Here is a 24572-nt window from a genome sequence, read left to right on the forward strand (position 1 = left end):
GCCCCATGAGCGCCGAACTGCTTGCCGAACGCGTCGACCACACCCTGGTGCTGACGCTCTCCAACCCCGGAGCACGCAACGCGCTGCATCCGGACATGTACGCCGCCGGGGTGGAAGCCCTCGCGACGGCCGAACGCGACCCGTCGGTGCGCGCCGTGGTGCTCACCGGCGCCGACAACTTCTTCTGCGCGGGCGGCAACCTCAATCGCCTGCTCGAGAACCGCAAGCAGGATCCGTCGGTACAGGCCGCGAGCATCGACGCGCTGGCCGAATGGATCGAAGCGCTGCGCGCCTGTCCGAAGCCGGTCATCGCGGCGGTCGAAGGCGCGGCGGCCGGTGCAGGCTTCTCGCTCGCGCTTGCCTGCGACCTGCTGGTGGCCGCCGAGAACGCCAAGTTCGTGATGGCTTACATCAAGGTCGGCCTCACGCCCGACGGCGGCGGTTCGTGGTTTCTCTCGCAGGCGCTGCCGCGTGCGCTCGCGACCGAGATCCTGCTCGAAGGCAAGCCGGTCGCGGCAACACGTCTGGCCGCCGCCGGCGTCGTGAATCGCGTGGTGGCCCCCGGGCAGGCTCGGGCCGAAGCGCTGAACTGGGCCACCGACCTCGCCCAGCTCTCGCCGAACGCCGTGGGCCGCATCAAGTCGCTCATCGAAAGCGGTGCGAGCGCCACGCTCGCCGAGCAGTTGGGCGCCGAGCGCGACAACTTCGTGGCGTCGCTCCACCACGCCGACGGGCTGGAGGGGATCAGCGCATTCCTGGAAAAACGTCCGGCAAAATACATCTGACGAATCCGGCGGGGCGGCCCGTCCACGTCGGCACGACGGGCCCGCCCCACGCGAAGCGACCGCACTCTCAGGAGAATTGCCGCATGAGCTCTCTCGGCCATCTCGGCCCCGACGCAGGCCCTCTGGCCTTCACCCCGCCCCAGCGCCGGCGCATCTATCTCATGCGCCACGGCGACGTCACCTACTTCGACGACAGCGGCAAACCGATCGACGCCGACGCCGTCGCACTCAACGAGCTTGGACGCGCGCAGGCAAGCGCCGCCGGACGCGCCTTCGCCGCCGAGAACATCCGCTTCGACCGCGTGATCGTGAGCGGCCTGCCGCGCACGCGCGAGACGGCCGAGCGCGTGCTCGCGCAGACCGGGCAGCGGGTGGAGATCGAGACGTGGCCCTGCTGGCAGGAAATCCGCGCGGGCAACATCGCCGATTTGCCGCCGGCCGATCTTGCGCAGGCGTTCCTCGCCGCCTTCGATGGGCTCGTGCCGGAAGACACCCGCTTCCTGAACGGCGAATCCGTGCGCGAGCTGCTCGATCGCGTGGTGCCGCCGCTGGCCGAACTGCGCGCCGACCGCTCGTGGGATACGGTGCTGCTGGTGTTGCACGGCGGCGTGAACCGCGCGATTCTCTCGCATGCGATGCATCCGCTCGGGCGCCTGTTCCTCGGCCAGCTCGCACAGACGCCGGCCTGCATCAACGCGCTCGACGTCGGCGACAAGCCGGAAGACTGGGTCGTGCGGCTCGTGAATTTCGCGCCGCCGCAGCCGCTGCATCGCGACAACCGGCTTACGGTGATGGAGAAGATTTTCGCGTCGTTCGTGCGTTCACGGCAGCGCGGCTAAACGGGCATGGCCCGGTGGGCGCGGCGGCGACGCCCGTCGCTGCGCAGGCGCGCCGCGCGAGCGCGCACGGCAAGACCCGAATTACCCGCAGCAGTCGAGACACTTCCGATCAACGCAGCACCGGAAATGCAGGAGACAGCATGGCCGAGGCGCTTCCCCAGGACTTTTCCGCGTTTGCGGGCGAGCGGCCGATCGAGGGCCGGGCGCCCTTCGACGCCGCCGCGCTCGAGCGCTGGCTCGCCGCCCACGTCGATGGCTTCGCCGGGCCGCTCACGGTCTCGCAATTCAACGGCGGGCAATCGAATCCCACGTACCGCCTGAGCACGCCAGGCGCCAGCTACGTGCTTCGCACCAAGCCGGCCCCGGCGGCAAAGCTGCTGCCTTCCGCGCACGCGATCGAACGCGAATACCGCGTAATGGACGCGCTCGCGCGCACGGACGTGCCCGTCGCGCGCATGCGCGGCCTTTGCGAAGACGAAGGGGTCATCGGCCTGGCGTTCTACGTGATGGACTTCGTGCCGGGACGCGTACTGTGGGACCCGTCGCTGCCCGGCATGTCGCCGGCCGAGCGCGGCGCGATCTACGACGAGATGAACCGCGTCATCGCCGCCCTGCACCGTGTGGACTACCACGCCATCGGCCTCGAAACGTATGGCAAGCCCGGCGACTACATCGCGCGTCAGATCGCCCGCTGGAGCAAGCAGTACCGTGCGTCCGAGACGGCGCGGATCGAGGCCATGGACCGGCTCATCGAATGGCTGCCCGCACACCTGCCGTCCGACGCCCCCGAGCGCACGACCATCGTGCATGGCGACTTCCGGCTCGACAACCTGATCTTCCACCCGAGCGAGCCGCGCGTGCTTGCCATGCTTGACTGGGAACTCTCGACGCTGGGCGACCCGCTCGCGGACTTCAGCTACCACTGCATGGCGTGGCACGTCAGCCCCGGCGTGTTTCGCGGCATTGCCGGGCTCGACTGGGCCGCGCTCGGCATTCCCGACGAGCGCGAGTACGTGGCCCGCTACAGTGCGCGCACCGGCAGCCAGCCGCCCGCACAATGGGACTTCTACCTCGCCTACAACATGTTCCGCATCGCCGCGATCCTGCAAGGCATCATGAAGCGCGTGAGCGACGGCACGGCCGCGAGCCAGCAAGCGCTCGACGCCGGCAAACGCGCGCGGCCGATGGCGGAGCTGGCATGGGAGTATGCGCGGCGCGGCGGCGCATCGCGCTAACCGATATCGGCCACCAATACCGCGGGCCAATATCGTTGACCGATATTACCAACGGTTCTCGAACGGAGACGTCATGGATTTCAGCTACAGCCCGAAGGTCGAAGCGCTGCGCGCCCGTCTGAATGCGTTCTTCGACGAGCATATCTTCCCCAACGAGCGCCGATACCTGGAGGAGATCGAGATCGCGCGCCGGCAGGGCGACGCGTGGCAGCCGTCGCAGGTCATCGAACGGCTCAAGCCGCTCGCCCGGCAGGCCGGACTCTGGAACCTGTTCCTGCCCGACTCCGGTCGTGGCGCCGGTCTCACGAACGTCGAATACGCGCCGCTGTGCGAGATCATGGGACAGGTGCCGTGGGCCCCCGAGGTGTTCAACTGCAACGCGCCGGACACCGGCAACATGGAGACGCTCGAGCGCTACGCCACCGAGGCGCAGAAGGCGCAGTGGCTCGAGCCGCTGCTGCGCGGCGAGATTCGTTCGGCGTTCCTGATGACCGAGCCCGATGTGGCGTCGTCGGACGCGACCAACGTGCAATGCCGGATCCGGCGTGACGGCGACGAGTACGTCATCAACGGTCGAAAATGGTGGTCGACGGGCGCCGGCGACCCACGTTGCGCCCTGTTCATCGTGATGGGCAAGACCGATCCCGATGCGCCCAGGCACGCCCAGCAGTCGATGATTCTGGTGCCGGCCGATGCCACGGGCGTATCGCGCGTGCGTCCCCTCACGGTCTTCGGCTACGACGACGCGCCGCACGGCCATATGGAGATCGTGCTCGACGACGTGCGTGTGCCCGCCTCGAACATTCTGCTCGGCGAGGGACGCGGCTTCGAGATCGCGCAGGGGCGGCTCGGGCCGGGGCGCATCCACCACTGCATGCGCCTCATCGGGCTGGCCGAGCGGGCGCTGGCGTTGATGTGCCGGCGCACGCTCTCTCGCGTGGCGTTCGGCAAACCGATCGCGGCGCAGGGTGTCACGCGCGAGCGCATTGCCGAGGCGCGGTGCCTCATTGAACAGGCGCGTCTGCTCACGCTCAAGGCGGCGTACATGATGGACACGGTCGGCAACAAGGCGGCGCGTGCGCAGATCGCCATGATCAAGGTCGTCGCGCCGAACATGGCCTGTCAGGTGCTCGACTGGGCGATGCAGGCGCATGGCGCGGCCGGGCTGTCCGGCGACTTCCCGCTCGCCTACGCCTATGCCAGCGCCCGAACGCTGCGCTTTGCCGACGGCCCCGACGAAGTGCATCGCAACGCGATCGCCAAGCTCGAACTGGCGCGCTACGCCGATGCGGGGGACGCCGGCCGCTGACGCCGACCCCGCGCCCGGCAGGGGTAAGCGTTCTGTGGTGTAATTTCCGGGCAGTTTTCCCGGGCACGCGAGCGTCGCGTGCCCGGCCCATTCCGTTATCCGTGGTCGTCACCGTGCCGCTTGCCCGACGCGATTGCCGCGCGGCGCAGGATTGCCGAGCGGCGTCCGTCGACGTCCCCATACGAGGAGCCGCAATTGATTCAGGTCTATTCCTGGGCCACGCCCAACGGCCACAAAGTCCACATCATGCTCGAAGAGTGCGGGTTGCCCTACCACGCCCACGCCGTCGACATCGGTGCGGGCGACCAGTTCAAGGAAGCATTTCTCGCCATCTCGCCGAACAACAAGATTCCGGCCATCGTCGACGAGGACGGCCCGGACGGCAAACCGATCTCGCTGTTCGAGTCCGGCGCGATTCTGCTCTATCTCGCCGGCAAGACCGGGCGCTTTCTGCCCGAAGACGTGCGCGGCAAGTACGAGACGCTCGAATGGCTGATGTTCCAGATGGGCGGCGTGGGCCCGATGCTCGGTCAGGCGCACCACTTCCGCATCTACGCGCCCGAGAAGATCGATTACGCGATCAAGCGCTACACCAATGAGGCGCGGCGCCTGTACGGCGTGCTGGACAAACGGCTGGGCAGCCACCCATACGTGGCCGGCGAGATGTACACCATTGCGGACATCGCGATCTGGCCGTGGCTGCGCTCGTGGAAGAATCAGGGCGTGGAGCTGTCCGACTTCCCCAACGTACAAAAGTGGTTCGAAGCCATCGAGGCCCGCCCCGCCGTGCAGCGCGGCATCAAGGTGCTCGCCGATGCGCGCAAGCCACTGCAGGACGACAAGGCGCGCGAGATCCTGTTCGGCGCCACGCAGTACGCGCGACGCTGAGGGGCTCCTCGGCGCTTTCCTCTTGCGCGGGCCGGCGGCGGGCCGGCGAGGGGAATTACCCGGCCGGCCCGCGCACATGGCGCGGCCGACCGCCGACCGGTTTACACTTCGAAACAAACTGCGGTTCCGTCGAAACGCCGGCGGTGCTAATCTAGGCGCAGTCCGCTCGGCACGCAGCCCCATGACGGCGACCGGGCGCCCCCTTCGACGCGCCGCGTGTCACGCCGCCGTCACCTTGCAGTTCGCAGTTCCTCGCCGCTGGCTTTTGGAAGATCCGGGAGATCCACATATGTCAGGCAAGTTCGAACTCAAGCGCAGCCCCAACGGTGAATTCCACTTTCAGTTGCTGGCCGACGACGGGCACGTCATTCTCTCCTCCGAGCCCTACAAGGCGCGCGCCTCGGCGCAGAACGGCATTGAGTCCGTGCGCAAGAATTCGGTCGAGGATCACCGTTTCGAGCGCAAGACATCCACATCGGGCCGTCCGTATTTCGTGCTCAAGGCACGCAACGGGGAAATCATCGGCCAAAGCCAGATGTTCTCGACGGCAGAGCAAATGGAGAACGGCATCACGCAGGTCAAGCGCGACGCGCCCTCGGCCTCGGTAAGCGATCTCTCTCACTGATCCGGCATCGATTTCGCGCGGCCTCGCGAACCGGTTGGGCGGCACTGCCCGACATTGCCCGACATTGCCCGACGGTGTGCCCGCGGCGGCGTGCAAGGCAAGCTCGCCGGCCGGACCGGCCGTCTTCCGATATTCGACGGGGAGGGAGCCCCGTGGCGGGCCGGATGGCCCCCGGGGGTATGACGAGGCTCAGCCCGAGCGCTTCAGATACAGGCCCGTGCCGCGAAAGCGGCAGACTTCCTCGCCGTGTTGATTGGTCGCCGTCCATAGCTGGCGGACAATGCCGCGATCGGGACGGCTCTTCGATTCCCGCACTTCCAGCGTGCTGCTCGTGACCGTGATGGTGTCGCCAGGGCGTACCGGCTTGAGCCACTCGATCTGCTCGACGCCGGGCGATCCCATGCTCGCCGCGCGCGAGAGCAGCTTGTCGACATTGAGCCGCATCATGATGCTGCACGTATGCCAGCCGCTCGCCACGAGTCCGCCGAAATGCGACTGGCGCCCGGCGCCCTCGTCGAGGTGAAACGGCTGAGGGTCGAACTGCCTGGCGAAATGCACGATCTCGTCGGCGCTGAACGTGTACTCGCCGAGATCGAACGTGTCTCCGACAGCGAAGTCCTCGAAGTAGTACTCCAGCGTGGCCATCTCCGCCTCCCGTATATCAGTCGAGTGGGCGACCCGGCGCCGCGGCCGGGCCTGCGTTCGTCAATCATGACGCATGCGCGTGCGCACGCCCAAAAGGCAGCGCGACCCTATTGCAAAGTCTCCTTGGCGCTGTCCGGCAGCGGCAGCATCATGACTTCGATGCCTTCTTCAGCCAGCGCGCGGGCCTCTTCGCGCGATGCCGTGCCCCGGATGTTGCGCTCCGGCGCTTCGTGGTAATGGATCTTGCGCGCTTCCTCGGCGAAATTCGCGCCGACGTCCTCCGTGTTCGCCATCACGTGCCGCACCGCCTTCATCCAGAGCGATTGCAGCTCGCGGCGCGCCTCGGCAAGCTCCGGCGACACCGGCGCGTGGCTGACGCCGGCGCCCGACGTTCCCTCCGTGCCCCCTCCGGCCCTTGCGCGAGCTTCGCCGACCGGTGGCGTGGCGCCCGACAGGTTCAGGCGCGGCGCCGACGGCATACGCACGATCTCCGTCTCCCCGCACACGGGGCAGCTCACCAGGCCTCGGGCCTGCTGCGACAGGTAATCGTCCTCCGAGCCGAACCAGCCCTCGAAGGTGTGCTCTTTCGCACAGCGCAAATCAAAAACCTTCATGACGCGATGAATGTATCCCGGCCCCGCCGCGGCGAGGCTTGCGATAGAAAACAGGTCGAAAATCAGGGATCAGCGCAGCGGCGAACGCTCGTTCGGCTGCCAGACTCCCGATAATATCTTTTCCAGCCAAAACGCGCCGATAATCGTTTTCACGTCCGTGACACGCCCGTCGCGCACCCATTGCAGCATCTCGGCCGCGGGCATCTTGAATACGTCCAGAAACTCGCCTTCGTCGAGCCGCCGCTCGCCGCGCGTCAGATCGCGGGCCAGCCAGATATCGATGAACTCGGTCGAGTACGAAATCACCGGATGGATGCGCGTGAGGTAATCCCAGCGCTCGGCGCGGTACCCCGTCTCTTCGAGCAGTTCGCGCTGCCCGCAAGCGAGGCCGCCCTCGGCCTCGTCGAGCTTGCCCGCGGGCAACTCCGTCATCACCCGCTTGAGCGGATAGCGGTACTGCCGCTCCATGAGCACCTGTCCGTCCTCGAATAGCGGGATTACCATGACGGCGCCCGGGTGCGTGGTGTACTCGCGCGTCGTCGTCTTGCCGTCGGGCAGGCGCACGCTGTCGCGCTTGATGGTCAGGAAGACACCGTCGTAGACGGTCTCGCTCGCCAGGGGTGTCTCGATCAGATGCTGATCGTCGAGTTGACGTTCGGTCATAAGCCCTCCGGGGCTGAAGATTGGCCAAGCCAAAACAAAACGCCGCCCGATGGGGCGGCGTCTCGTGAGGCGCGCATTTCAGACGGCAGCCGCCGGTCGATGACGCCACAAATACCGGTAGACGAAGCCCGGAAACGCGAACACCACGAACAGGCTCGCGGTGACCGCGTAAAACTCCCAGCCCTGCGCGAATACGTTGCCGATGCCCGACTCGACCAGATAACCGAGCGCACCGACCACGAAATACGCCGCCAGCATCTCGATCAGACGCAGCCACAAAGGCTTCGTCGCCCGCTTGAGCGGCACCACGCCGAAAAGACGCTGGTTCACGAACGGCAGATTCGCACCCAGCACCGCCAGCAGAATCACCAGCGTACCGCCCGCGGACATGCTCATCGTAACGCTCTCCTGCCGTTGCCCGGCGGTTCGTCGGCGGTGCGTCGGCCGCCGGTTGCCCTGCGCTGCGGACCGGCCTGAAGACGCCCGGCCGCCCGCCCTTTTCGTTTCCCTCGTTGGCCTTGTCGCTCAGCTCGCCAGCGTCAGCTTGATGGTGCGCAGGCACCAGTCCATCAGCGAGCCGGGCATCAGGCCCAGATACAGCAGCGCCAGACCGTTGAGCGAGAGCACGAAGCGCATCGTGCCGGTGCCCTCGAGCACGCTCGTGTCTTCCGGCTTGTCGAAGTACATCAGCTTCACGACACGCAGGTAGTAGAACGCACCGATCAGCGAAGCGACCACCGCCACCACGGCCAGCCACACCATACCGGCGTTGACCACCGCCTGCAACACGGCCAGCTTGGCGTAGAAGCCCGCCAACGGCGGAATGCCAGCCAGCGAGAACATCAGCATCAGCATGACGAACGCGAACCACGGGCTACGCTGGTTCAACCCCTTCAGATCGGAGAGGTTCTCGGCTTCGAAGCCCTTGCGCGAGAGCAGCAGCACGATACCGAAGGTGCCGAGCGTGGTGAGCAGGTAGATCACGCTGTAGAACAGCGACGAACCGTAGGCGTCGGCGATACCGTCGATCTTGCCGCCCACCACGCCCGAGAGCATGCCCAGCAGCACGAAGCCCATGTGCGAGATCGTCGAGTAGGCCAGCAGGCGCTTGACGTTGGTCTGCACGATGGCCGTCAGGTTGCCGACCACCAGCGAGAGCACGGCCAGGATGACCAGCATCTGCTGCCAGTCGATCGCCAGCGGCAGCATGCCTTCGACGAGCAGGCGCAGCAGCAGCGCAAACGCACCCAGCTTCGGCGCGCCGCCGATGAGCAGCGTGACCGGGGTCGGTGCGCCCTGGTAGACGTCGGGCACCCACATGTGGAACGGTGCGGCGCCGAGCTTGAACGCCAGGCCGGCAACCAGGAACACCACGCCGAACACGAGCACGATCTTGTTCACCGCACCCGAGGCGATCACCTCGAAGACCTTGGCCAGCTCCAGCGAACCGGTCGCGCCGTACATCATCGACATGCCGTACAGCAGGAAGCCCGAAGCCAGCGCGCCCAGCACGTAGTACTTCATGGCCGACTCGGTCGCATTGGTCGAATCGCGCCACACGGCGGCGAGCGCATACAGCGACAGCGACATCAGTTCCAGACCCAGGTACAGCGTCAGGAAGCTGTTGCCCGAGATCATCACCGACAGGCCGAGCAACGAGAACAGCGTGAGGATGTAGAAGTCGCCACGGGCAAGGCCGCGCGCTTCCAGGTACTTCTGGCCATAGACGAACGTGACGAACGTCGCGAGGCCGCCGAAGGCCTTGAGCAGGTTCGACATCGGGTCGGCGACGAACACGTTGCCGAACAGGTAGTGCGACGCCGGATCGCCGGCGTTGCAGGCCCACAGCACCGAGACGACGGCGCTGGTGAGAAGGGCCAGCACGTAGTTCAGCTTGCGCGTCTGGCCGATGAACGCGTCGCACATCATGATCACGAGGATCATGAGCAGCAGGATGGCCTCCGGCAACGCGGGCAGCAGATTAATGTTTTGCATGATCTAGATTTCCTCCCCGATTACGGCAGCTTGGTCTGCGCCACGTGGGCGAGGAGGTTAACCACGGAGGTGTGCATCAGGTCCGTGAAAGGCTTCGGATAGATACCCATGAACAGCGTGAGGGCCGCCAGCACGGCCAGCATGAAGAACTCGCGCTTGTTGATGTCGATCAGCTCGCGCACGTGGTCGTTGGCAATCGCGCCGAAGATCACGCGCTTGTACATCCACAGCGAGTAGGCCGCACCGGTGATCAGCGACGTGGCCGCCAGCAGACCGACCCAGAAGTTCAGCTTCACGGCACCCAGAATCACGAGGAACTCGCCCACGAACCCCGAGGTAGCCGGCAGGCCGCTGTTGGCCATTGCGAAGAGCATCAGGAATGCCGCGAACTTCGGCATCGTGTTCACCACGCCGCCGTAGTCGGCGATGTTGCGCGAGTGCATGCGGTCATACAGCACGCCGATACACAGGAACATGGCGCCCGAGACGAAACCGTGCGAGATCATCTGCACCATCGCGCCCTGCATGCCGATTTCGCTGAACATGAAGAAGCCGAGGATCGCGAAGCCCATGTGCGCGATCGACGAGTACGCCACCAGCTTCTTCATGTCGGTCTGCACCAGCGCCACGAGGCCGATGTAGACAATGGCGATCAGCGCGAGCGCGATCATGAAGCCCGCCAGATAGTGGCTGGCGTCCGGCGCGATCGGCAGCGAGAAACGCAGGAAACCGTAGGCGCCGAGCTTGAGCATGATCGCGGCCAGCACCACGGAGCCGCCCGTCGGCGCTTCCACGTGAGCGTCCGGCAGCCAGGTATGCACCGGCCACATCGGCACCTTCACGGCAAACGCCATGAAGAATGCCACGAACAGCAGGATCTGCACGTTCATCGGCAGCTTCGCCGCGTACCAGTCGGTCAGCGTGAACGAGCCCGTCACGTTGTACAGGTAGATCAGCGCGATGAGCATGAGCAGCGAGCCGAGCAGCGTGTACAGGAAGAACTTGAATGCCGCGTACACGCGATTCGGACCGCCCCACACACCGATGATCAGATACATCGGGATCAGCGTGGCTTCGAAGAACACGTAGAACAGCATGCCGTCCTGCGCCGCGAACACGCCGATCATCAGACCCGAGAGAATCAGGAACGCCGCCATGTACTGCGCGACGCGCTCGGTGATCACTTCCCAGCCGGCGATCACCACGATCACCGTGATGAGCGCGGTGAGCACGACCAGCCACAGCGAAATGCCGTCGATGCCCAGGAAGTAGTTGATGTGAAAGCGCTCGATCCAACTCGATTTCTCGACGAACTGGAACGCGGCCGTATTGGCGTCGAAGTTCGAGATCAGCGGCAGCGTGACCAGGAAGCTCGCCAGCGAACCGATGAGCGACAGCACGCGTGCGCCGCCCGGATTGCGGTCGTTACCCACCGCGAGGACGACGATCCCCGTGAGGATGGGCAGCCAGATGGCCAGACTCAGAAGCGGTAGCGATTGCATTGTTATTGGCTCCCCCTATTACTTGCCGTTCAACGTCACAAACAGCGTCAGGAGCCCGAGCATGCCGATGATCATGGCGAACGCGTAGTGGTAGATGTAACCGGATTGCACGAAGCGGATGACACCGGCGAACCAGCCCACCAGACGGGCGCTGCCGTTCACGACGGCGCCGTCGATCAGACCCTGGTCACCAGCCTTCCACAGGCCGCGGCCGATCTTGAGCGCGCCCTTGGCGAAGACCACCTCGTTGATCTTGTCCATGTAGTACTTGTTGTCGAGCAGCTTGTAGATGCCCGAGAACTGCCTGGCCAGCGACGCCGGAATGTCCGGTCGCTTCAGGTAGAAGAACGCCGCGAGCACGATGCCGAGGGCCGACAGTGCGATCGGCAGCGTGCCGAACGAGTGCAGCGCCATCGCCACCCAGCCGTGGAACTCGTGGCCGAGCTCTTCCATCGCCGGATGGTTCTCGCCGATGAAGATCACGTTCTTGAACGCCACGCCCTGCTTGAAGAACTCACCGAAGAGCATCGGCGCGATCGCGATGGCACCGATGATCACCGACGGGATCGCCAGCAGGATCAGCGGAATCGTTACGACGGCCGGCGATTCGTGCGGCTTCTGGCCCGGGGCCAGACCGTGATGATGGTCGTGCGTCTCCTCTTCTTCCTCGTGATGCGTCTCATGGTCATGGTGCGCATGCGCCTGACCGAAACGCTCCTTGCCGTGGAAAACGAGGAAATACATGCGGAACGAGTAGAACGCGGTCACGAACACGCTGGCGACCACGGCGAAGTACGCGAAGCCCGAACCCGGCAGATGCGAGGCGGCCACGGCTTCGATGATCGAATCCTTCGAGTAGAAACCCGAGAAGAACGGCGTGCCGATCAGCGCGAGCGAGCCGAGGAGCGATGTGATCCACGTGATCGGCATGTACTTCCACAGGCCGCCCATGTTGCGCATGTCCTGATCATGGTGCATGCCGATGATGACCGAGCCCGCGCCGAGGAACAGCAGCGCCTTGAAGAACGCGTGCGTCATCAGGTGGAAGATGGCGACCGGGTAAGCCGACACGCCGAGCGCCACCGTCATGTAGCCGAGCTGCGAGAGCGTCGAGTAGGCCACGACACGCTTGATGTCGTTCTGGATCATGCCCAGGAAGCCCATGAACAGCGCCGTGATCGCACCGATGATCGTGATGAACGACAGCGCGGTGTCCGACAGTTCGAACAGCGGCGACATGCGGCTCACCATGAAGATACCGGCGGTCACCATGGTGGCCGCGTGGATCAGTGCCGAGATCGGCGTCGGGCCTTCCATCGAGTCCGGCAGCCAGACATGCAGCGGGAACTGCGCCGACTTGCCCATCGCACCGATGAACAGGCAGATGCAGGCCACGGTGATCAGGCGCCAGTCGGTGCCCGGGAAGGACAGTGCCGCGATGTCGTTGGCCTTGCCGAACACCTCGCCGTAGTTGAGCGTGCCGGTGAAGGCCAGGATCAAACCGATGCCGAGCAGGAAGCCGAAGTCACCCACGCGGTTGACCAGAAACGCCTTCATGTTGGCGTAGATCGCGCTCGGGCGGGTGTACCAGAAGCCGATCAGCAGGTACGAGACCAGGCCCACCGCTTCCCAGCCGAAGAACAGTTGCAGGAAGTTGTTGCTCATCACGAGCATCAACATCGAGAACGTGAACAGCGAAATGTACGAGAAGAAGCGTTGATAGCCGGGATCGTCCGCCATGTAGCCGATGGTGTAGATGTGCACCATCAGCGAGACGGACGTCACCACGCACATCATCGTGACGGTGAGCGTGTCGACGAGGAAGCCGATCTCGAGCTTGAGCTCGCCGATGCGGGCCCATTCGTAGACGGTGGCGTTGAAGCTCGCCCCGTTCATCACGTCCATGAAGGTCATGACCGACAGGACAAACGCGACCAGCACGCCAAGGATCGTGACCGTGTGGGCGCCCGCGCGTCCGACTTGCTTGCCGAACAGGCCGGCGATCACGGAGCCGACGAGCGGCGCGAGCGGGATCGCGAGCAGCAGGTTGGGATTCAGTGTGGATGCCATAACAGCGTTCGCTTTTGTTAACCCTTGAGGCGGTCGAGATCTTCGACGTTGACCGTTTCGAGCTTACGGAACAGGGTGACCAGAATGGCCAGGCCGATCGCGGCTTCCGCGGCGGCCACCGTAAGAATGAAGAACACGAATACCTGGCCGGCGATGTCGCCCAGGTAGTGCGAGAACGCGACGAAGTTCAGATTGACCGCGAGCAACATCAGCTCGATGGCCATGAGCAGCACAATCACATTTCTGCGGTTGAGGAAGATACCGGTAATGCTGATCGCGAACAGAATCGCGCCCAACACCAGGTAATGCGCTAGCGACAACGACATCATGCTGTCTCCTTATTCCGCCGCCGGCGTGTCGCCGGTGGGCTGCTGCCGGGCTTCGGCGGGCATCGACACGAGACGCACGCGGTCGCGCTTCTTCACGCGCACCTGCTTGTTCGGGTCGGTCTGTTTGTGATCCTTGCGGCTGCGCATCGTGAGCGCAATGGCGGCCACGACGGCGACCAGCAGGATCAGACCTGCCACTTCGAAGGCAAAGATATAGTCGGTGTACAGCGCGACGCCGAGCGCCTTGGTGTTCGACACGTCGGGGGCCGCCACGGCCTTGACCGGCGAGCGCGTGGCACCGTAGCCGCGCATGAGCACCAGCGCCGCTTCGACGATCATGATCGCGCCGACGGCGCTCGCCAGCGGAATGAACTTGCCGAAACCGCGCCGCAGTTCGTCGAGGTTGATGTCGATCATCATCACCACGAACAGGAACAGCACCATCACCGCGCCGACGTACACGAGCACCAGCATGATGGCGAGGAACTCGGCCTCGAGCAGCATCCAGATCGCCGCGGCGTTGAAGAAGGCCAGCACCAGGAACAGTGCCGACTGTACGGGGTTGCGCGAGGTCACGACCTTCAGGCCGGAGACCACGAGGATCAGCGCAAACACGTAGAAAAGAAAGGTTGTGAATTCCATAATCACCGGGTGTCGCGAGAATTAGCCAACGTCAATTGCCGTACCGGGCGCAGTTCATCCGTGCGCTGCGCCCTGCCCTGCTTAACGGTACGGCGCATCGGCCGCCTTGGCCGCCGCGATTTCGTTTTCGTAACGATCGCCCACCGCGAGCAACATCTCCTTGGTGAAGTACAGGTCGCCGCGCTTCTCGCCGTGATACTCGAGAATGTGCGTCTCGACGATCGAGTCCACCGGGCAGCTTTCTTCACAGAAGCCGCAGAAAATGCACTTGGTCAGATCGATGTCGTAACGCGTGGTGCGGCGCGTATTGTCGTCGCGCACGTCCGATTCGATCGTGATGGCCATTGCCGGGCACACGGCTTCGCACAGCTTGCATGCGATGCAGCGCTCTTCACCGTTCGGATAACGGCGCAGTGCGTGCAGCCCGCGAAAACGCGGCGACAGCGGCGTCTTCTCTTCCGGGAATTGCACCGTCACCTTGCGCGCGAACGTGTAGCGCCCCGTGAGCGCCATGCCCTTGAGCAGTTCCAACAACAGGAAACTGCCGAAAAAGTCTTTGATTGCCCTTACCATGGGATTCCTCTACTCCGTTCGCCTCAGCCCCAGATGTTCCAGGGGGACATGATCCAGACACCCACCACGATCACCCAGACGATCGTCAGCGGCAGGAACACCTTCCAGCCCAGACGCATGATCTGGTCGTAGCGGTAGCGCGGGAACGTCGCACGCACCCAGATGAACACCGACAGCAGCAGGAACACCTTGAACGCGAGCCAGAACACTCCCGGGATGAACGACAGGAAGCCGAACGGCGCGCTCCAGCCGCCCAGGAACAGAATCGATGCCAGCGCCGAGATGATGATCATGTTGATGTACTCGGCCAGGAAGAAGAGCGCGAAGCCCATCCCCGAGTACTCGATCATGTGACCGGCCACGATTTCCGATTCGCCTTCCACCACGTCGAACGGGTGCCGGTTCGTTTCCGCAATGCCCGACACGAAATAGACGACGAACATCGGCAGCAACGGCAGCCAGTTCCACGACAGCAGGTTCAGCCCCATGCCCGCGAACATGCCGGCTTCCTGCGAGCGCACGATGTCCGACAGGTTCAGCGAGCCGGCCGTCATCAGCACGGTCACGAGTGCGAAGCCCATGGCGATTTCATACGAAATCATCTGGGCCGATGCGCGCATGGCGCCGAGGAAAGCGTACTTCGAGTTCGACGCCCAGCCGGCCAGAATCACACCGTACACGCCGATGGACGAAATCGCGATGGCATACAGCAGGCCGGCGTTCACGTCGGCAAGCACCGCGCCCGGCTGGAACGGGATCACCGCCCAGATCGCGAAGGCCGGCAGCACCGCCATCACCGGGGCAATGGCGTAAATGCCCTTGCTGACCTGCGTCGGCGTAATGACTTCCTTGAGCAGAAGCTTCAGCACGTCGGCGATCGGCTGGAGCAGGCCAGCCGGACCCACGCGGTTCGGACCGAGACGCACGTGCATCCAGCCGATGAGCTTGCGCTCCCACAGAATCAGATACGCCACGCACAGCAGCAGAATCACGGCCACGACGAGAATGCGCACGAGCGCCCACACCGTCGGCCAGGCCACGCCCAGCAGTTGCGTGCCGTATTGATTGATGACTTCGTTCAGGCTCATTTACGCCTTCTCCACCGAAATTTCACCGAACATCGCGCCAAGCGCGGCGGACGCCGGCGTGGCTGCCGGCACGCGCACCACATTGGCGGGCAGCGTTTCCGAGCGCACGGCCGGCAGCGTGACCACGGCGTCGCCCTGGCGAACGCGCACGGCGTCGCCGGCGGCCAGGCCCAGGCTGTCGAACAGTGCGGCCGGCAGCGTGGCGCGCAGCGCGGCCTTGGCATCGTTGGTCAGTTGCAGCGACGGCGCGCGGCGCACCAGCGAGTCGGCGGCATAGATCGGCACGTCGGCCAGACGCTCGAGCCCCTGGCCCGCGGCCTTCGGTGCGGCAAGCGCAGCCTTGGCGCGGTTGTCGAGCGACGCGGCCGAGAACCCGGCGAGCGCTTCGTCACGCACCTGTTCGGCGGTGTCCTGCTCGAAGCCTTGCAGCTTGAGCAGGTTGCCCAGCACGCGCAGCACCTTCCAGCCCGGGCGGGTTTCGCCCAGCGCACGCACCACGCCGTTGAAAGGCTGCGCCAGACCTTCGGCGTTGATGAACGTGCCGGCCGTTTCGGTAAACGGCGCGATCGGCAGCAGCACATCGGCATACTCGAGGCCGTGCTTGAACGGCGAGAGCGAGACGACCATCTTCGCGGCGTTCAGCGCGGTGAGCGCCTGCTTCGCGTCGGCCGAATCGTATTCCGGCTCGGTGTTGAGCAGCAGGTAGGCCTCGCGAGGTTGCGCAAACAGCGCGGCCGCGCCCTTGGCGTTGGTGGCCTTCGCCACGTAGCCGCCGACCGTGTTGGCCCCTTCGGTGAGGAAGCCAAGCTTGGCGCCCGTGAGATCAGCGATCACCTGCGCGATCGCGTGCAGTTGCGCAAACTGCGGATGCTGCACCACGGCGTTGCCCAGCAGGATCGCACGACGCTCGCCGCTGGCGAGCGACGCCGCGATGGCCTTGGCGGTGTCGCTGGCGCTCACGCCGGCGAGCTCCGCCGGCACGGCAACTCCCTTCGCGGCTGCCGCTGCCACGGCAATGCCAGCCAGCTCGCTCGCCCAGGCGCTCGGCGCCGCGACGATCTTGTTGGCAAGCTTTACGAGCAGATCGTCGTCCGCGCCGTGCAGCACGTTGAGCTGAGCGCCGGCCTTCACGGCTGCGCGCAGACGTGCGGCGAACAGCGGGTGGTCCTTGCGCAGGAACGAACCGACGACGAGCGCGCTTTGCAGCGTGTCGAGTTCCGCGATCGGCATACCGAGCCACGGCGCACCTTGCGTGCCGCCCGAGGCGTCCGTCTGGCGCAGACGGAAGTCGACGTTATCGCTGCCCAGGGCGCGCACGAACTTCTGCAGCAGATACAGTTCCTCGACGGTCGCGTGCGGCGAGGCCAGCGCGGCGACGGCGTCGGCGCCATGATCGCGGATGATGTCCGTCAGGCCATGGCCCACGTACTCGAGGGCCGTCTGCCAGTCGACTTCGTGCCACTCCCCGCCCTGCTTGAGCATCGGCTTGGTGAGGCGCTCGTCGCTGTTCAGGCCTTCGTATGAGAAGCGGTCCTTGTCCGAAATCCAGCACTCGTTGATCGCCTCGTTCTCGAGCGGCACAACGCGCATGACCTTGTTGTTCTTCACCTGCACCACGAGGTTCGCGCCCACGCCATCGTGAGGGCTCACCGACTTGCGGCGCGACAGCTCCCAAGTACGGGCGCTGTAGCGGAACGGCTTCGAGGTGAGCGCGCCCACCGGGCACAGATCGATCATGTTGCCCGACAGTTCGGAGTCGACCGTCTTGCCGACGAACGAGGTAATTTCCGAATGCTCGCCGCGGCCCAGCATGCCGAATTCCATGACGCCGGCCACTTCCTGACCGAAACGCACGCAGCGGGTGCAGTGAATGCAGCGCGACATCTCTTCCATCGAGATGAGCGGCCCCACGTTCTTGTGGAACACCACGCGCTTCTCTTCCTGATAGCGCGAGGCCGACTTGCCGTAACCGACGGCCAGGTCCTGCAGCTGGCACTCACCGCCCTGATCGCAGATCGGGCAGTCGAGCGGGTGGTTGATCAGCAGGAACTCCATGACCGACTGCTGCGCCTTCACGGCCTTCTCGGAGTTCGTGCGCACGACCATGCCGTTGGCCACCGGCGTGGCGCATGCCGGCACGGCCTTCGGGGCCTTCTCGACCTCGACCAGGCACATGCGGCAGTTCGCAGCGATGGACAGCTTCTTGTGGTAGCAGAAGTGGGGAATATAGGTGCCGTTCTTCTTGGCAGCCTGGATCACCATGCTGCCTTCGGGCACCTCGACCTTTTGGCCGTCAATTTCGATTTCAACCATAGCGGTTCAATGCCAAGCGTCAAAAGGGATTAGTGAGCGCCGACCAAGCAATGCTTGTGCTCGACGTGGTAGGCGAACTCGTCCCAGAAGTGTTTGAGCATGCCGCGCACCGGCATCGCCGCGGCATCGCCCAGCGCGCAAATGGTACGGCCCATGATGTTCTCGGCCACCGAGTTGAGCAGGTCCAGGTCTTCCTGGCGGCCCTGGCCGTGTTCGATACGGTTGACCACGCGCCACAGCCAGCCCGTGCCTTCGCGGCACGGCGTGCACTGACCGCACGATTCTTCGTAATAGAAATACGACAGGCGCAGCAGCGAGCGCACCATGCAGCGCGTCTCGTCCATCACGATCACGGCGCCCGAACCCAGCATCGAGCCGGCCTTGGCGATGCTGTCGTAGTCCATGGTCGTCTCCATCATCAGCCCGGCCGGCACGACCGGCGCCGACGAGCCGCCCGGAATCACGGCCTTGAGCTTCTTGCCGCCGCGCATGCCGCCGGCGAGCTCGAGCAGTTCCGGGAACGGCGTGCCCAGCGGCACTTCATAGTTGCCCGGCAGCTCGACGTCGCCCGACACCGAGAAGATCTTGGTGCCGCCGTTGTTCGGCTTGCCCATCTCGAGGTACTGCTGCGGACCGGCCGCGAGCAGGAACGGGACAGCGGCGAACGTCTCGGTGTTGTTGATGGTGGTCGGCTTGCCGTACAGACCGAAGCTCGCCGGGAACGGCGGCTTGAAGCGCGGCTGACCCTTCTTGCCTTCGAGCGATTCGAGCAGCGCCGTTTCCTCGCCGCAGATGTACGCGCCGTAACCATGGTGCGCGTGCAACTGGAACGAGAAGTCCGTGCCGAGAATGTTGTCGCCCAGATAGCCGGCAGCGCGCGCTTCTTCCAGGGCCTCTTCGAAGCGTTCGTACACTTCGTAGATTTCGCCGTGGATGTAGTTGTAGCCGACGGTGATGCCCATGGCGTAACCGCCGATGGCCATGCCTTCGATCAGTGCGTGCGGGTTGTAGCGCAGGATGTCGCGATCCTTGAACGTGCCCGGTTCACCTTCGTCCGAATTGCACACGAGGTACTTCTGGCCCGGAAACGCGCGCGGCATGAAGCTCCACTTCAGACCGGTCGGGAAGCCTGCACCGCCGCGGCCGCGCAAGCCCGATGCCTTGACGTCGGCAATGACCTGCTCGGGCGTGATGCCTTCCTTCAGAATGCGGGCGAGTTGCTGATAGCCACCGCGCTTGACGTAGTCTTCGAGGTGCCAGTTCTCGCCATTGAGGTCGGCGAGGATCAGCGGCTTGATGTGACGATTATGCAGCGACGTCATGCTTTCTCTCCGGCAGCGCCCTTGGCCTTCAGTTCTTCGATCAGGGCGTCGACCTTCTCTTCGTTCATGAAGCTGCACATGCGGTGGTTGTTCACCAGCATGACCGGTGCGTCGCCGCAGGCGCCCATGCACTCGCCTTCCTTCACGGTGAAGAGACCGTCGGGCGTGATGTCGCCATATTCGACACCGAGCTTCTCCTTCAGGTACTTCGCCATCTCTTCGCCACGCGTGAGCTGGCAAGGCAGGTTCGTGCACACGGTCAACTTGAACTTGCCCACGGGGCTCGTGTTGAACATGGTGTAGAAGGTTGCCACCTCTTGCACCGCGACTGCGGGCATCTCGAGGTAGTCCGCCACGAATTGCATGACCTCGGGCGACAACCAGCCTTTCTCGACCTGCGCAACGGCAAGCGCGTGCATCACCGCCGACTGCTTTTGGTCGGCAGGGTATTTGGCAACGGCACGGTCGATTTTCTTCAGGGCTTCGGGAGAAAGCATTTCCGATCCGACTGTTTTCTAAAACGTTATCCCCGCTCGTGCCAGCGCGGGCGAGCCGAGATTCTCGGCCGCCCGCGACTCACAGGCACGGCAACTGGAACGGCAATGGTATCGATCTGCGAAACCCTGCCGAATTAAAACCTGCGGGCGCCCGAGGCGCCCGCTGCGCGTTTAGCGATCGATTTCGCCGAACACGATGTCCTGGGTACCGATGATCGCCACAGCATCTGCGATCATGTGACCCTTGGCCATCTCATCGAGCGCCGCCAGGTGGGCAAAGCCCGGCGCACGAATCTTCAGGCGGTACGGCTTGTTCGCGCCGTCCGACACCAGGTAGATGCCGAACTCGCCCTTCGGATGCTCGACGGCGGCATACGTCTCGCCGGCGGGCACGTGGAAGCCTTCGGTGAAGAGCTTGAAGTGGTGAATCAGCTCTTCCATGTTCGACTTCATTTCGACGCGCGACGGCGGGGCCACCTTGTGGTTGTCGGTGATCACCGGACCCGGATTGGCGCGCAGCCACTTCACGCACTGGCGGATCAGGCTGGCCGACTGGCGCATTTCTTCCACGCGCACCAGATAGCGGTCATAGCAGTCGCCTTCCTTGCCCACCGGAATCTCGAACTCGAGGCGGTCGTACACTTCGTAAGGCTGCTTCTTGCGCAGATCCCACGCAATGCCCGAACCCCGCAGCATGGCGCCGGAGAAGCCGAGCTGCATCGCACGCTCGGGCGACACCACGCCGATGCCCACGAGGCGCTGCTTCCAGATGCGGTTGTCGGTGAGCAGCGTTTCGTACTCGTCGACGCACTTCGGGAAGCGGTTGGCGAAATCCTCGATGAAGTCGAGCAGCGAGCCTTCGCGTGCTTCGTTCATCTTCTTGATGGCGCGCTCGTTGTGGAACTTCGATGCACGATATTTCGGCATCGAGTCCGGCAGATCGCGATACACGCCGCCCGGACGGTAGTACGCCGCATGCATGCGCGCCCCCGACACGGCTTCGTACACGTCGAAGAGGTCTTCACGCTCACGGAAGGCGTACAGGAACACGGCCATCGCGCCCACGTCCAGTGCGTGCGAACCGATCCACATCAAGTGGTTGAGCACACGCGTGATTTCGTCGAACATCACACGGATGTATTGTGCGCGAATTGGCACCTCGACGCCGAGCAGCTTCTCGATCGCCATGACGTAAGCGTGCTCGTTGCACATCATCGACACATAATCGAGACGATCCATGTACGGCACGGACTGCAGGTACGTCTTCGATTCGGCGAGTTTCTCGGTCGCACGGTGCAACAGACCGATGTGCGGATCGGCACGCTGGATCACTTCGCCGTCCAGCTCGAGCACCAGGCGCAGCACGCCGTGCGCTGCCGGGTGCTGCGGACCGAAGTTCAGGGTGTAGTTCTTGATGTCTGCCACAAGGCCACCTTAATGTTTCAGACCGGCGTAATGTTCTTCGCGAATGACGCGCGGCGTGATTTCGCGCGGCTCGATCGTCACCGGCTGATAGATCACCCGCTTTTGCTCCGGGTCGTAACGCATCTCGACATAACCCGAAGTCGGGAAGTCCTTGCGGAACGGGTGACCGATGAAACCGTAGTCCGTCAGAATGCGGCGTAGATCCGGGTGACCTTCGAACACGATGCCGACGAGGTCGAACGCTTCGCGCTCGAACCAGTTGGCCGAGTTCCACACGTCGATCAGCGACGCCACGACCGGCAGATCGTCATTCGGTGCGAACACGCGCACGCGCAGACGCCAGTTGTGGGAGAGCGAGAGCAGATGCGAGACGGCGGCATAACGCGGACCGTCGTAGGCGCCGTCGCCATAGGTCGAGTAATCGAGGCCGGCGAGGTCCATCAGTTGTTCGAACTTCAGCTCGGGATGGTCGCGCAGCGTGCGCGCCACTTCGAGATAGTCGCTTGCCTTGACCGTGAGCGTAAGCTCGCCAAGGGCTTCCACCAACTGCCCGGCGCGGGCGCCGAGTACGTTTTGCAGGGTGGTCTTGAGTTGTTCTAGTTTCGACATGGGCGGTAGCGGTTATTTACGCGCGATCGTCGCAGTCCGCTTGATCTTCGACTGCAACTGGATGATGCCGTAGACGAGCGCTTCGGCCGTCGGCGGACAGCCCGGCACGTAGACGTCGACCGGCACGATGCGATCGCAACCGCGCACCACCGAGTAGGAGTAGTGATAGTAGCCGCCGCCGTTCGCGCACGACCCCATCGAGATCACCCAGCGCGGCTCGGCCATCTGGTCGTAGACCTTGCGCAGCGCGGGCGCCATCTTGTTGCACAGCGTGCCGGCCACGATCATCACGTCCGACTGACGCGGGCTCGGGCGAAACACCACGCCGAACCGATCCAGATCGTAACGCGCCGCGCCTGCGTGCATCATTTCAACGGCACAGCAGGCCAGACCGAACGTCATCGGCCAAAGCGACCCCGTGCGCGTCCAGTTGATGAGTTTGTCAGCCGTGGTGGTGACGAACCCTTCGCGCAAAACCCCTTCGATGCTCATATGCTTACCCTGAATCCTTCTGCAATGCTGCCGAATACGTTGCCGGCCTTATTCCCAGTCGAGCGCACCGCGCTTCCACAGGAACACGAAACCGACCAGCAGCTCAAGCAGGAAACCCATCATGGAGATAAAGCCCACCCAGCCGATGTCGCGCAGGGCGACGCCCCACGGAAACAGGAATGCCGTCTCGAGATCGAACAGGATGAAAAGGATGGCGACGAGATAGTAGCGCACATCGAACTTCATGCGCGCGTCTTCGAATGCCTCGAAGCCGCACTCGTACGGAGAGAGTTTTTCGCTGTCGGGTTTGTTGGGGCCGAGGAACTTGCCGACCCCAATCAGTACCGCCCCAAGACCGCCACCTACCAGAAGAAACAGCAGGACGGGATAATAGGTTCCGAGGTTCAACTCTACCCTCTTTCGGTTAGTTCAAGAACCGCTCTCGTCGATGGTGTGGGGACCGGAAAGCGGATGAACGGTGAGCACAAAATAAAATGCCAGCCAAAGCATAAACGCAAGGCTGGCATCGGAGAACTGTGGTGCCGACGGCGAGACTCGAACTCGCACAGCTTTCGCCACTACCCCCTCAAGATAGCGTGTCTACCAATTTCACCACGTCGGCATTCATATTCTGCAATCCGCTGTCACTTACGAATCGCTTCAAGACCGCTATATTAGCGCTCTTCGGCATTTTGTTCAACGCACAAATCGATTTTTTTTCGATTTTATTTACAGCTTATTACTTGCCACGACAACGTTGGCGCAACGCTCTCGCGAGACTGCCGATTACTTCGGCACGTCCTGCGGATTTGCCGCCGAAGCCGGCGCCGGCACACTCGACGCCCCTGCGGCCGAAGCCGTCGCCGGGGCCGTGGCGGCGGGCAAATTACCAAGGACACCGATGTTTGCCTTCGGCTTGTACGAACCGAGGTACGTCAGGCCCAGCGTGGTGACGAAGAACACGGCAGCCAACACCGCCGTGGTGCGCGAAAGGAAGTTGGCCGAGCCCGACGCTCCGAAGAGACTGCCCGACGAACCGCTGCCGAACGCGGCTCCCATGTCGGCACCCTTGCCATGCTGCAGCAACACCAGACCGATGATGCCCAGCGCGGAAAGCACCTGCACCACGATCAACAACGTTTTCAACAACCCCATCTCATCACCCGTATAGAAGAACCCGATTCGCAGCGCATTTTTGTGCGCTGCGCCATGACTGTTTCGCACGGCCGCCGCGGCGGCCCGGCGTCGGCGTCAGCGCGGCAGACCCGCTTCGCAAATCGCCAGAAAATCGACTGCCTTCAACGCCGCGCCGCCGATCAGGCCGCCATCGACGTCGGGCATCGAGAACAATTCGGCAGCGTTGTCCGGCTTCACGCTGCCGCCGTACAGCACCGCCACGTCCGCAACCGCTTCACCCTTCGCGCGCAATAGCGAACGCAGGTGCGCATGCACTTCCTGCGCTTGGGCCGACGTCGCCGTCTTGCCCGTGCCGATCGCCCAGACCGGCTCGTAGGCCACCACGATCTGCGCGGCCTGCGCGTCGCTCAGCGCAGCGAGCACCGCCTCGAGCTGACGCGAAACCACCGCCGCCGTGCGGCCCGCCTCGCGCTCGGCGAGCGTCTCGCCCACACAGACGATCGGCGTCATGCCGGCATCGAGCACGCGCACCGTCTTGGCGGCCACGCCCGCGTCCGTCTCGCCGTGATAGGTACGGCGCTCCGAATGGCCCACGATCACGAACCGCGCGCCGAACTCGGCGATCATCGGCGCCGCGACTTCCCCCGTGAAGGCGCCACTCACTTGCGCCGAGACATCCTGCGCGCCATAACCGAGTGCTTGCCCCGAGAGGCGCGCCTGGCATTGCGCAAGATAGGGGAACGGCACGCACACTGCTGCCGTGACGCCCGGCGCGCTCAGCACCGGCGAGGCCAGCAGATCGCCCAGCAACGCTTCGTTGCCGGCCAGGCTGCCATGCAGTTTCCAATTGCCCACGACGAGCTTGCCAGCCTTGCGGCTGAGGGTGCGAGCCGAAGCTGCGGTACCGGTTGTCACGCCTTATCCCCCAATGCGTATGGACGAAAAACCTCTCATTCTAGTGCGTCCGGGGCGTGG

Annotated in this window: 26 protein-coding genes and 1 tRNA gene; 6 read left to right on the forward strand and 21 right to left on the reverse strand. The window is 64.1% G+C overall.

The genetic code is table 11. The features are described 5' to 3' along the window. The first annotated feature begins 5 nt into the window (after window positions 1-5). From CDN36_RS02805 to CDN36_RS02830, 6 genes are all read left to right on the forward strand, one after another. On the forward strand, window positions 6-785 hold the full coding sequence (locus tag CDN36_RS02805) for an oxepin-CoA hydrolase, alternative type (protein ID WP_287495938.1): 780 nt from the start codon (window positions 6-8) through the stop codon (window positions 783-785). A gap of 122 nt (window positions 786-907) precedes the next feature. Beyond that, entirely contained in the window at window positions 908-1624 is a 717-nt protein-coding gene (locus CDN36_RS02810) for a histidine phosphatase family protein (RefSeq protein ID WP_287496000.1), read from the forward strand. Between the two features lie 140 nt (window positions 1625-1764). After that, on the forward strand, window positions 1765-2859 hold the full coding sequence (locus CDN36_RS02815; protein ID WP_287495939.1) for a phosphotransferase: 1095 nt from the start codon (window positions 1765-1767) through the stop codon (window positions 2857-2859). A 73-nt stretch (window positions 2860-2932) separates the two neighbouring features. Beyond that, window positions 2933-4168, forward strand: a complete 1236-nt coding sequence (locus CDN36_RS02820) for an acyl-CoA dehydrogenase family protein (protein WP_287495940.1) — start codon at window positions 2933-2935, stop codon at window positions 4166-4168. A gap of 195 nt (window positions 4169-4363) precedes the next feature. Further along, window positions 4364-5056, forward strand: a complete 693-nt coding sequence (locus tag CDN36_RS02825; RefSeq protein ID WP_287496001.1) for a glutathione binding-like protein — start codon at window positions 4364-4366, stop codon at window positions 5054-5056. 289 nt (window positions 5057-5345) lie between these two features. Then, window positions 5346-5681 carry a YegP family protein gene (locus CDN36_RS02830; RefSeq protein WP_150555061.1) on the forward strand — a complete coding sequence of 112 codons (336 nt, stop codon included), beginning with the start codon at window positions 5346-5348 and terminating at the stop codon, window positions 5679-5681. Window positions 5682-5870: 189 nt separating this feature from the next. Here the strand turns inward: CDN36_RS02830 and CDN36_RS02835 are convergent, their stop codons facing one another. The 21 genes from CDN36_RS02835 to tpiA form a co-directional block, all read right to left on the reverse strand. After that, window positions 5871-6326 carry a MaoC family dehydratase gene (locus CDN36_RS02835; RefSeq protein ID WP_206111196.1) on the reverse strand — a complete coding sequence of 152 codons (456 nt, stop codon included), beginning with the start codon at window positions 6324-6326 and terminating at the stop codon, window positions 5871-5873. A 107-nt stretch (window positions 6327-6433) separates the two neighbouring features. Beyond that, window positions 6434-6940, reverse strand: coding sequence for a DUF1178 family protein (locus CDN36_RS02840; protein ID WP_287495941.1), 507 nt, complete (start codon window positions 6938-6940; stop codon window positions 6434-6436). A gap of 69 nt (window positions 6941-7009) precedes the next feature. Then, window positions 7010-7603 carry an NUDIX domain-containing protein gene (locus CDN36_RS02845; protein ID WP_287495942.1) on the reverse strand — a complete coding sequence of 198 codons (594 nt, stop codon included), beginning with the start codon at window positions 7601-7603 and terminating at the stop codon, window positions 7010-7012. 78 nt (window positions 7604-7681) lie between these two features. Beyond that, window positions 7682-7993 (reverse strand): DUF2818 family protein, encoded by a 312-nt coding sequence (locus CDN36_RS02850; protein WP_150555152.1) that lies wholly within the window; start codon window positions 7991-7993, stop codon window positions 7682-7684. Window positions 7994-8128: 135 nt separating this feature from the next. Then, a complete protein-coding gene (gene nuoN / locus CDN36_RS02855; protein WP_206111197.1) occupies window positions 8129-9598 on the reverse strand; it encodes an NADH-quinone oxidoreductase subunit NuoN in 1470 nt (489 codons plus the stop codon). 20 nt (window positions 9599-9618) lie between these two features. Continuing rightward, window positions 9619-11100: an NADH-quinone oxidoreductase subunit M gene (locus tag CDN36_RS02860; protein ID WP_150555056.1), complete on the reverse strand. Its 1482-nt coding sequence runs from the start codon at window positions 11098-11100 to the stop codon at window positions 9619-9621. An 18-nt stretch (window positions 11101-11118) separates the two neighbouring features. Then, entirely contained in the window at window positions 11119-13170 is a 2052-nt protein-coding gene (gene nuoL, locus CDN36_RS02865; protein WP_287495943.1) for an NADH-quinone oxidoreductase subunit L, read from the reverse strand. A gap of 17 nt (window positions 13171-13187) precedes the next feature. Then, window positions 13188-13499, reverse strand: coding sequence for an NADH-quinone oxidoreductase subunit NuoK (nuoK, locus tag CDN36_RS02870; protein ID WP_023596640.1), 312 nt, complete (start codon window positions 13497-13499; stop codon window positions 13188-13190). Between the two features lie 9 nt (window positions 13500-13508). Then, on the reverse strand, window positions 13509-14141 hold the full coding sequence (locus CDN36_RS02875; RefSeq protein ID WP_150555054.1) for an NADH-quinone oxidoreductase subunit J: 633 nt from the start codon (window positions 14139-14141) through the stop codon (window positions 13509-13511). An 81-nt stretch (window positions 14142-14222) separates the two neighbouring features. Further along, the gene (gene nuoI / locus CDN36_RS02880) at window positions 14223-14714 is read right to left on the reverse strand and encodes an NADH-quinone oxidoreductase subunit NuoI (protein ID WP_046291526.1); all 492 of its coding nucleotides are present in this window, start codon (window positions 14712-14714) and stop codon (window positions 14223-14225) included. Window positions 14715-14737: 23 nt separating this feature from the next. Continuing rightward, window positions 14738-15802 carry an NADH-quinone oxidoreductase subunit NuoH gene (gene nuoH / locus CDN36_RS02885; protein ID WP_150555053.1) on the reverse strand — a complete coding sequence of 355 codons (1065 nt, stop codon included), beginning with the start codon at window positions 15800-15802 and terminating at the stop codon, window positions 14738-14740. Then, window positions 15803-18115: an NADH-quinone oxidoreductase subunit NuoG gene (gene nuoG, locus CDN36_RS02890; RefSeq protein ID WP_287495944.1), complete on the reverse strand. Its 2313-nt coding sequence runs from the start codon at window positions 18113-18115 to the stop codon at window positions 15803-15805. Between the two features lie 29 nt (window positions 18116-18144). Further along, window positions 18145-19437: an NADH-quinone oxidoreductase subunit NuoF gene (nuoF, locus tag CDN36_RS02895; protein ID WP_150555051.1), complete on the reverse strand. Its 1293-nt coding sequence runs from the start codon at window positions 19435-19437 to the stop codon at window positions 18145-18147. Then, window positions 19434-19934 (reverse strand): NADH-quinone oxidoreductase subunit NuoE, encoded by a 501-nt coding sequence (gene nuoE, locus CDN36_RS02900; RefSeq protein ID WP_150555050.1) that lies wholly within the window; start codon window positions 19932-19934, stop codon window positions 19434-19436. The genes nuoF and nuoE overlap by 4 nt, the downstream gene beginning before the upstream one ends. A gap of 171 nt (window positions 19935-20105) precedes the next feature. After that, window positions 20106-21359 (reverse strand): NADH-quinone oxidoreductase subunit D, encoded by a 1254-nt coding sequence (locus tag CDN36_RS02905; RefSeq protein WP_287495945.1) that lies wholly within the window; start codon window positions 21357-21359, stop codon window positions 20106-20108. A gap of 9 nt (window positions 21360-21368) precedes the next feature. Further along, the gene (locus CDN36_RS02910; protein WP_150555048.1) at window positions 21369-21968 is read right to left on the reverse strand and encodes an NADH-quinone oxidoreductase subunit C; all 600 of its coding nucleotides are present in this window, start codon (window positions 21966-21968) and stop codon (window positions 21369-21371) included. Between the two features lie 12 nt (window positions 21969-21980). Further along, window positions 21981-22460: a NuoB/complex I 20 kDa subunit family protein gene (locus CDN36_RS02915; protein WP_010807413.1), complete on the reverse strand. Its 480-nt coding sequence runs from the start codon at window positions 22458-22460 to the stop codon at window positions 21981-21983. Window positions 22461-22508: 48 nt separating this feature from the next. Then, on the reverse strand, window positions 22509-22868 hold the full coding sequence (locus CDN36_RS02920) for an NADH-quinone oxidoreductase subunit A (protein WP_010807414.1): 360 nt from the start codon (window positions 22866-22868) through the stop codon (window positions 22509-22511). Between the two features lie 129 nt (window positions 22869-22997). Next, window positions 22998-23082: transfer RNA gene (locus tag CDN36_RS02925), tRNA-Leu, on the reverse strand. A 164-nt stretch (window positions 23083-23246) separates the two neighbouring features. After that, a complete protein-coding gene (gene secG / locus CDN36_RS02930) occupies window positions 23247-23615 on the reverse strand; it encodes a preprotein translocase subunit SecG (RefSeq protein ID WP_150555047.1) in 369 nt (122 codons plus the stop codon). A gap of 96 nt (window positions 23616-23711) precedes the next feature. Then, a complete protein-coding gene (gene tpiA, locus CDN36_RS02935; RefSeq protein ID WP_150555046.1) occupies window positions 23712-24512 on the reverse strand; it encodes a triose-phosphate isomerase in 801 nt (266 codons plus the stop codon). Between the last annotated feature and the right edge of the window lie 60 nt (window positions 24513-24572).

Origin of the sequence: Pandoraea sp. CB10b_02, from assembly GCF_002216225.1 — a bacterium.
Classification (GTDB): Bacteria; Pseudomonadota; Gammaproteobacteria; order Burkholderiales; family Burkholderiaceae; genus Pandoraea; species Pandoraea nosoerga.

Coding starts and splice junctions, on each gene's coding strand:
- CDN36_RS02845 (WP_287495942.1), bottom strand. CDS start 7,603: ATGACCGAACGTCAACTCGACGATCAGCATCTGATCGAGACACCCCTG.
- nuoF (WP_150555051.1), bottom strand. CDS start 19,437: ATGACGTCGCTGCATAATCGTCACATCAAGCCGCTGATCCTCGCCGAC.
- CDN36_RS02820 (WP_287495940.1), top strand. CDS start 2,933: ATGGATTTCAGCTACAGCCCGAAGGTCGAAGCGCTGCGCGCCCGTCTG.
- CDN36_RS02815 (WP_287495939.1), top strand. CDS start 1,765: ATGGCCGAGGCGCTTCCCCAGGACTTTTCCGCGTTTGCGGGCGAGCGG.
- CDN36_RS02830 (WP_150555061.1), top strand. CDS start 5,346: ATGTCAGGCAAGTTCGAACTCAAGCGCAGCCCCAACGGTGAATTCCAC.
- nuoN (WP_206111197.1), bottom strand. CDS start 9,598: ATGCAAAACATTAATCTGCTGCCCGCGTTGCCGGAGGCCATCCTGCTG.
- nuoL (WP_287495943.1), bottom strand. CDS start 13,170: ATGGCATCCACACTGAATCCCAACCTGCTGCTCGCGATCCCGCTCGCG.
- CDN36_RS02915 (WP_010807413.1), bottom strand. CDS start 22,460: ATGAGCATCGAAGGGGTTTTGCGCGAAGGGTTCGTCACCACCACGGCT.
- CDN36_RS02860 (WP_150555056.1), bottom strand. CDS start 11,100: ATGCAATCGCTACCGCTTCTGAGTCTGGCCATCTGGCTGCCCATCCTC.
- nuoK (WP_023596640.1), bottom strand. CDS start 13,499: ATGATGTCGTTGTCGCTAGCGCATTACCTGGTGTTGGGCGCGATTCTG.
- CDN36_RS02840 (WP_287495941.1), bottom strand. CDS start 6,940: ATGAAGGTTTTTGATTTGCGCTGTGCGAAAGAGCACACCTTCGAGGGC.
- nuoE (WP_150555050.1), bottom strand. CDS start 19,934: ATGCTTTCTCCCGAAGCCCTGAAGAAAATCGACCGTGCCGTTGCCAAA.
- CDN36_RS02805 (WP_287495938.1), top strand. CDS start 6: ATGAGCGCCGAACTGCTTGCCGAACGCGTCGACCACACCCTGGTGCTG.
- nuoI (WP_046291526.1), bottom strand. CDS start 14,714: ATGGTAAGGGCAATCAAAGACTTTTTCGGCAGTTTCCTGTTGTTGGAA.
- CDN36_RS02875 (WP_150555054.1), bottom strand. CDS start 14,141: ATGGAATTCACAACCTTTCTTTTCTACGTGTTTGCGCTGATCCTCGTG.
- CDN36_RS02835 (WP_206111196.1), bottom strand. CDS start 6,326: ATGGCCACGCTGGAGTACTACTTCGAGGACTTCGCTGTCGGAGACACG.
- CDN36_RS02910 (WP_150555048.1), bottom strand. CDS start 21,968: ATGTCGAAACTAGAACAACTCAAGACCACCCTGCAAAACGTACTCGGC.
- secG (WP_150555047.1), bottom strand. CDS start 23,615: ATGGGGTTGTTGAAAACGTTGTTGATCGTGGTGCAGGTGCTTTCCGCG.
- nuoH (WP_150555053.1), bottom strand. CDS start 15,802: ATGAGCCTGAACGAAGTCATCAATCAATACGGCACGCAACTGCTGGGC.
- nuoG (WP_287495944.1), bottom strand. CDS start 18,115: ATGGTTGAAATCGAAATTGACGGCCAAAAGGTCGAGGTGCCCGAAGGC.
- CDN36_RS02850 (WP_150555152.1), bottom strand. CDS start 7,993: ATGTCCGCGGGCGGTACGCTGGTGATTCTGCTGGCGGTGCTGGGTGCG.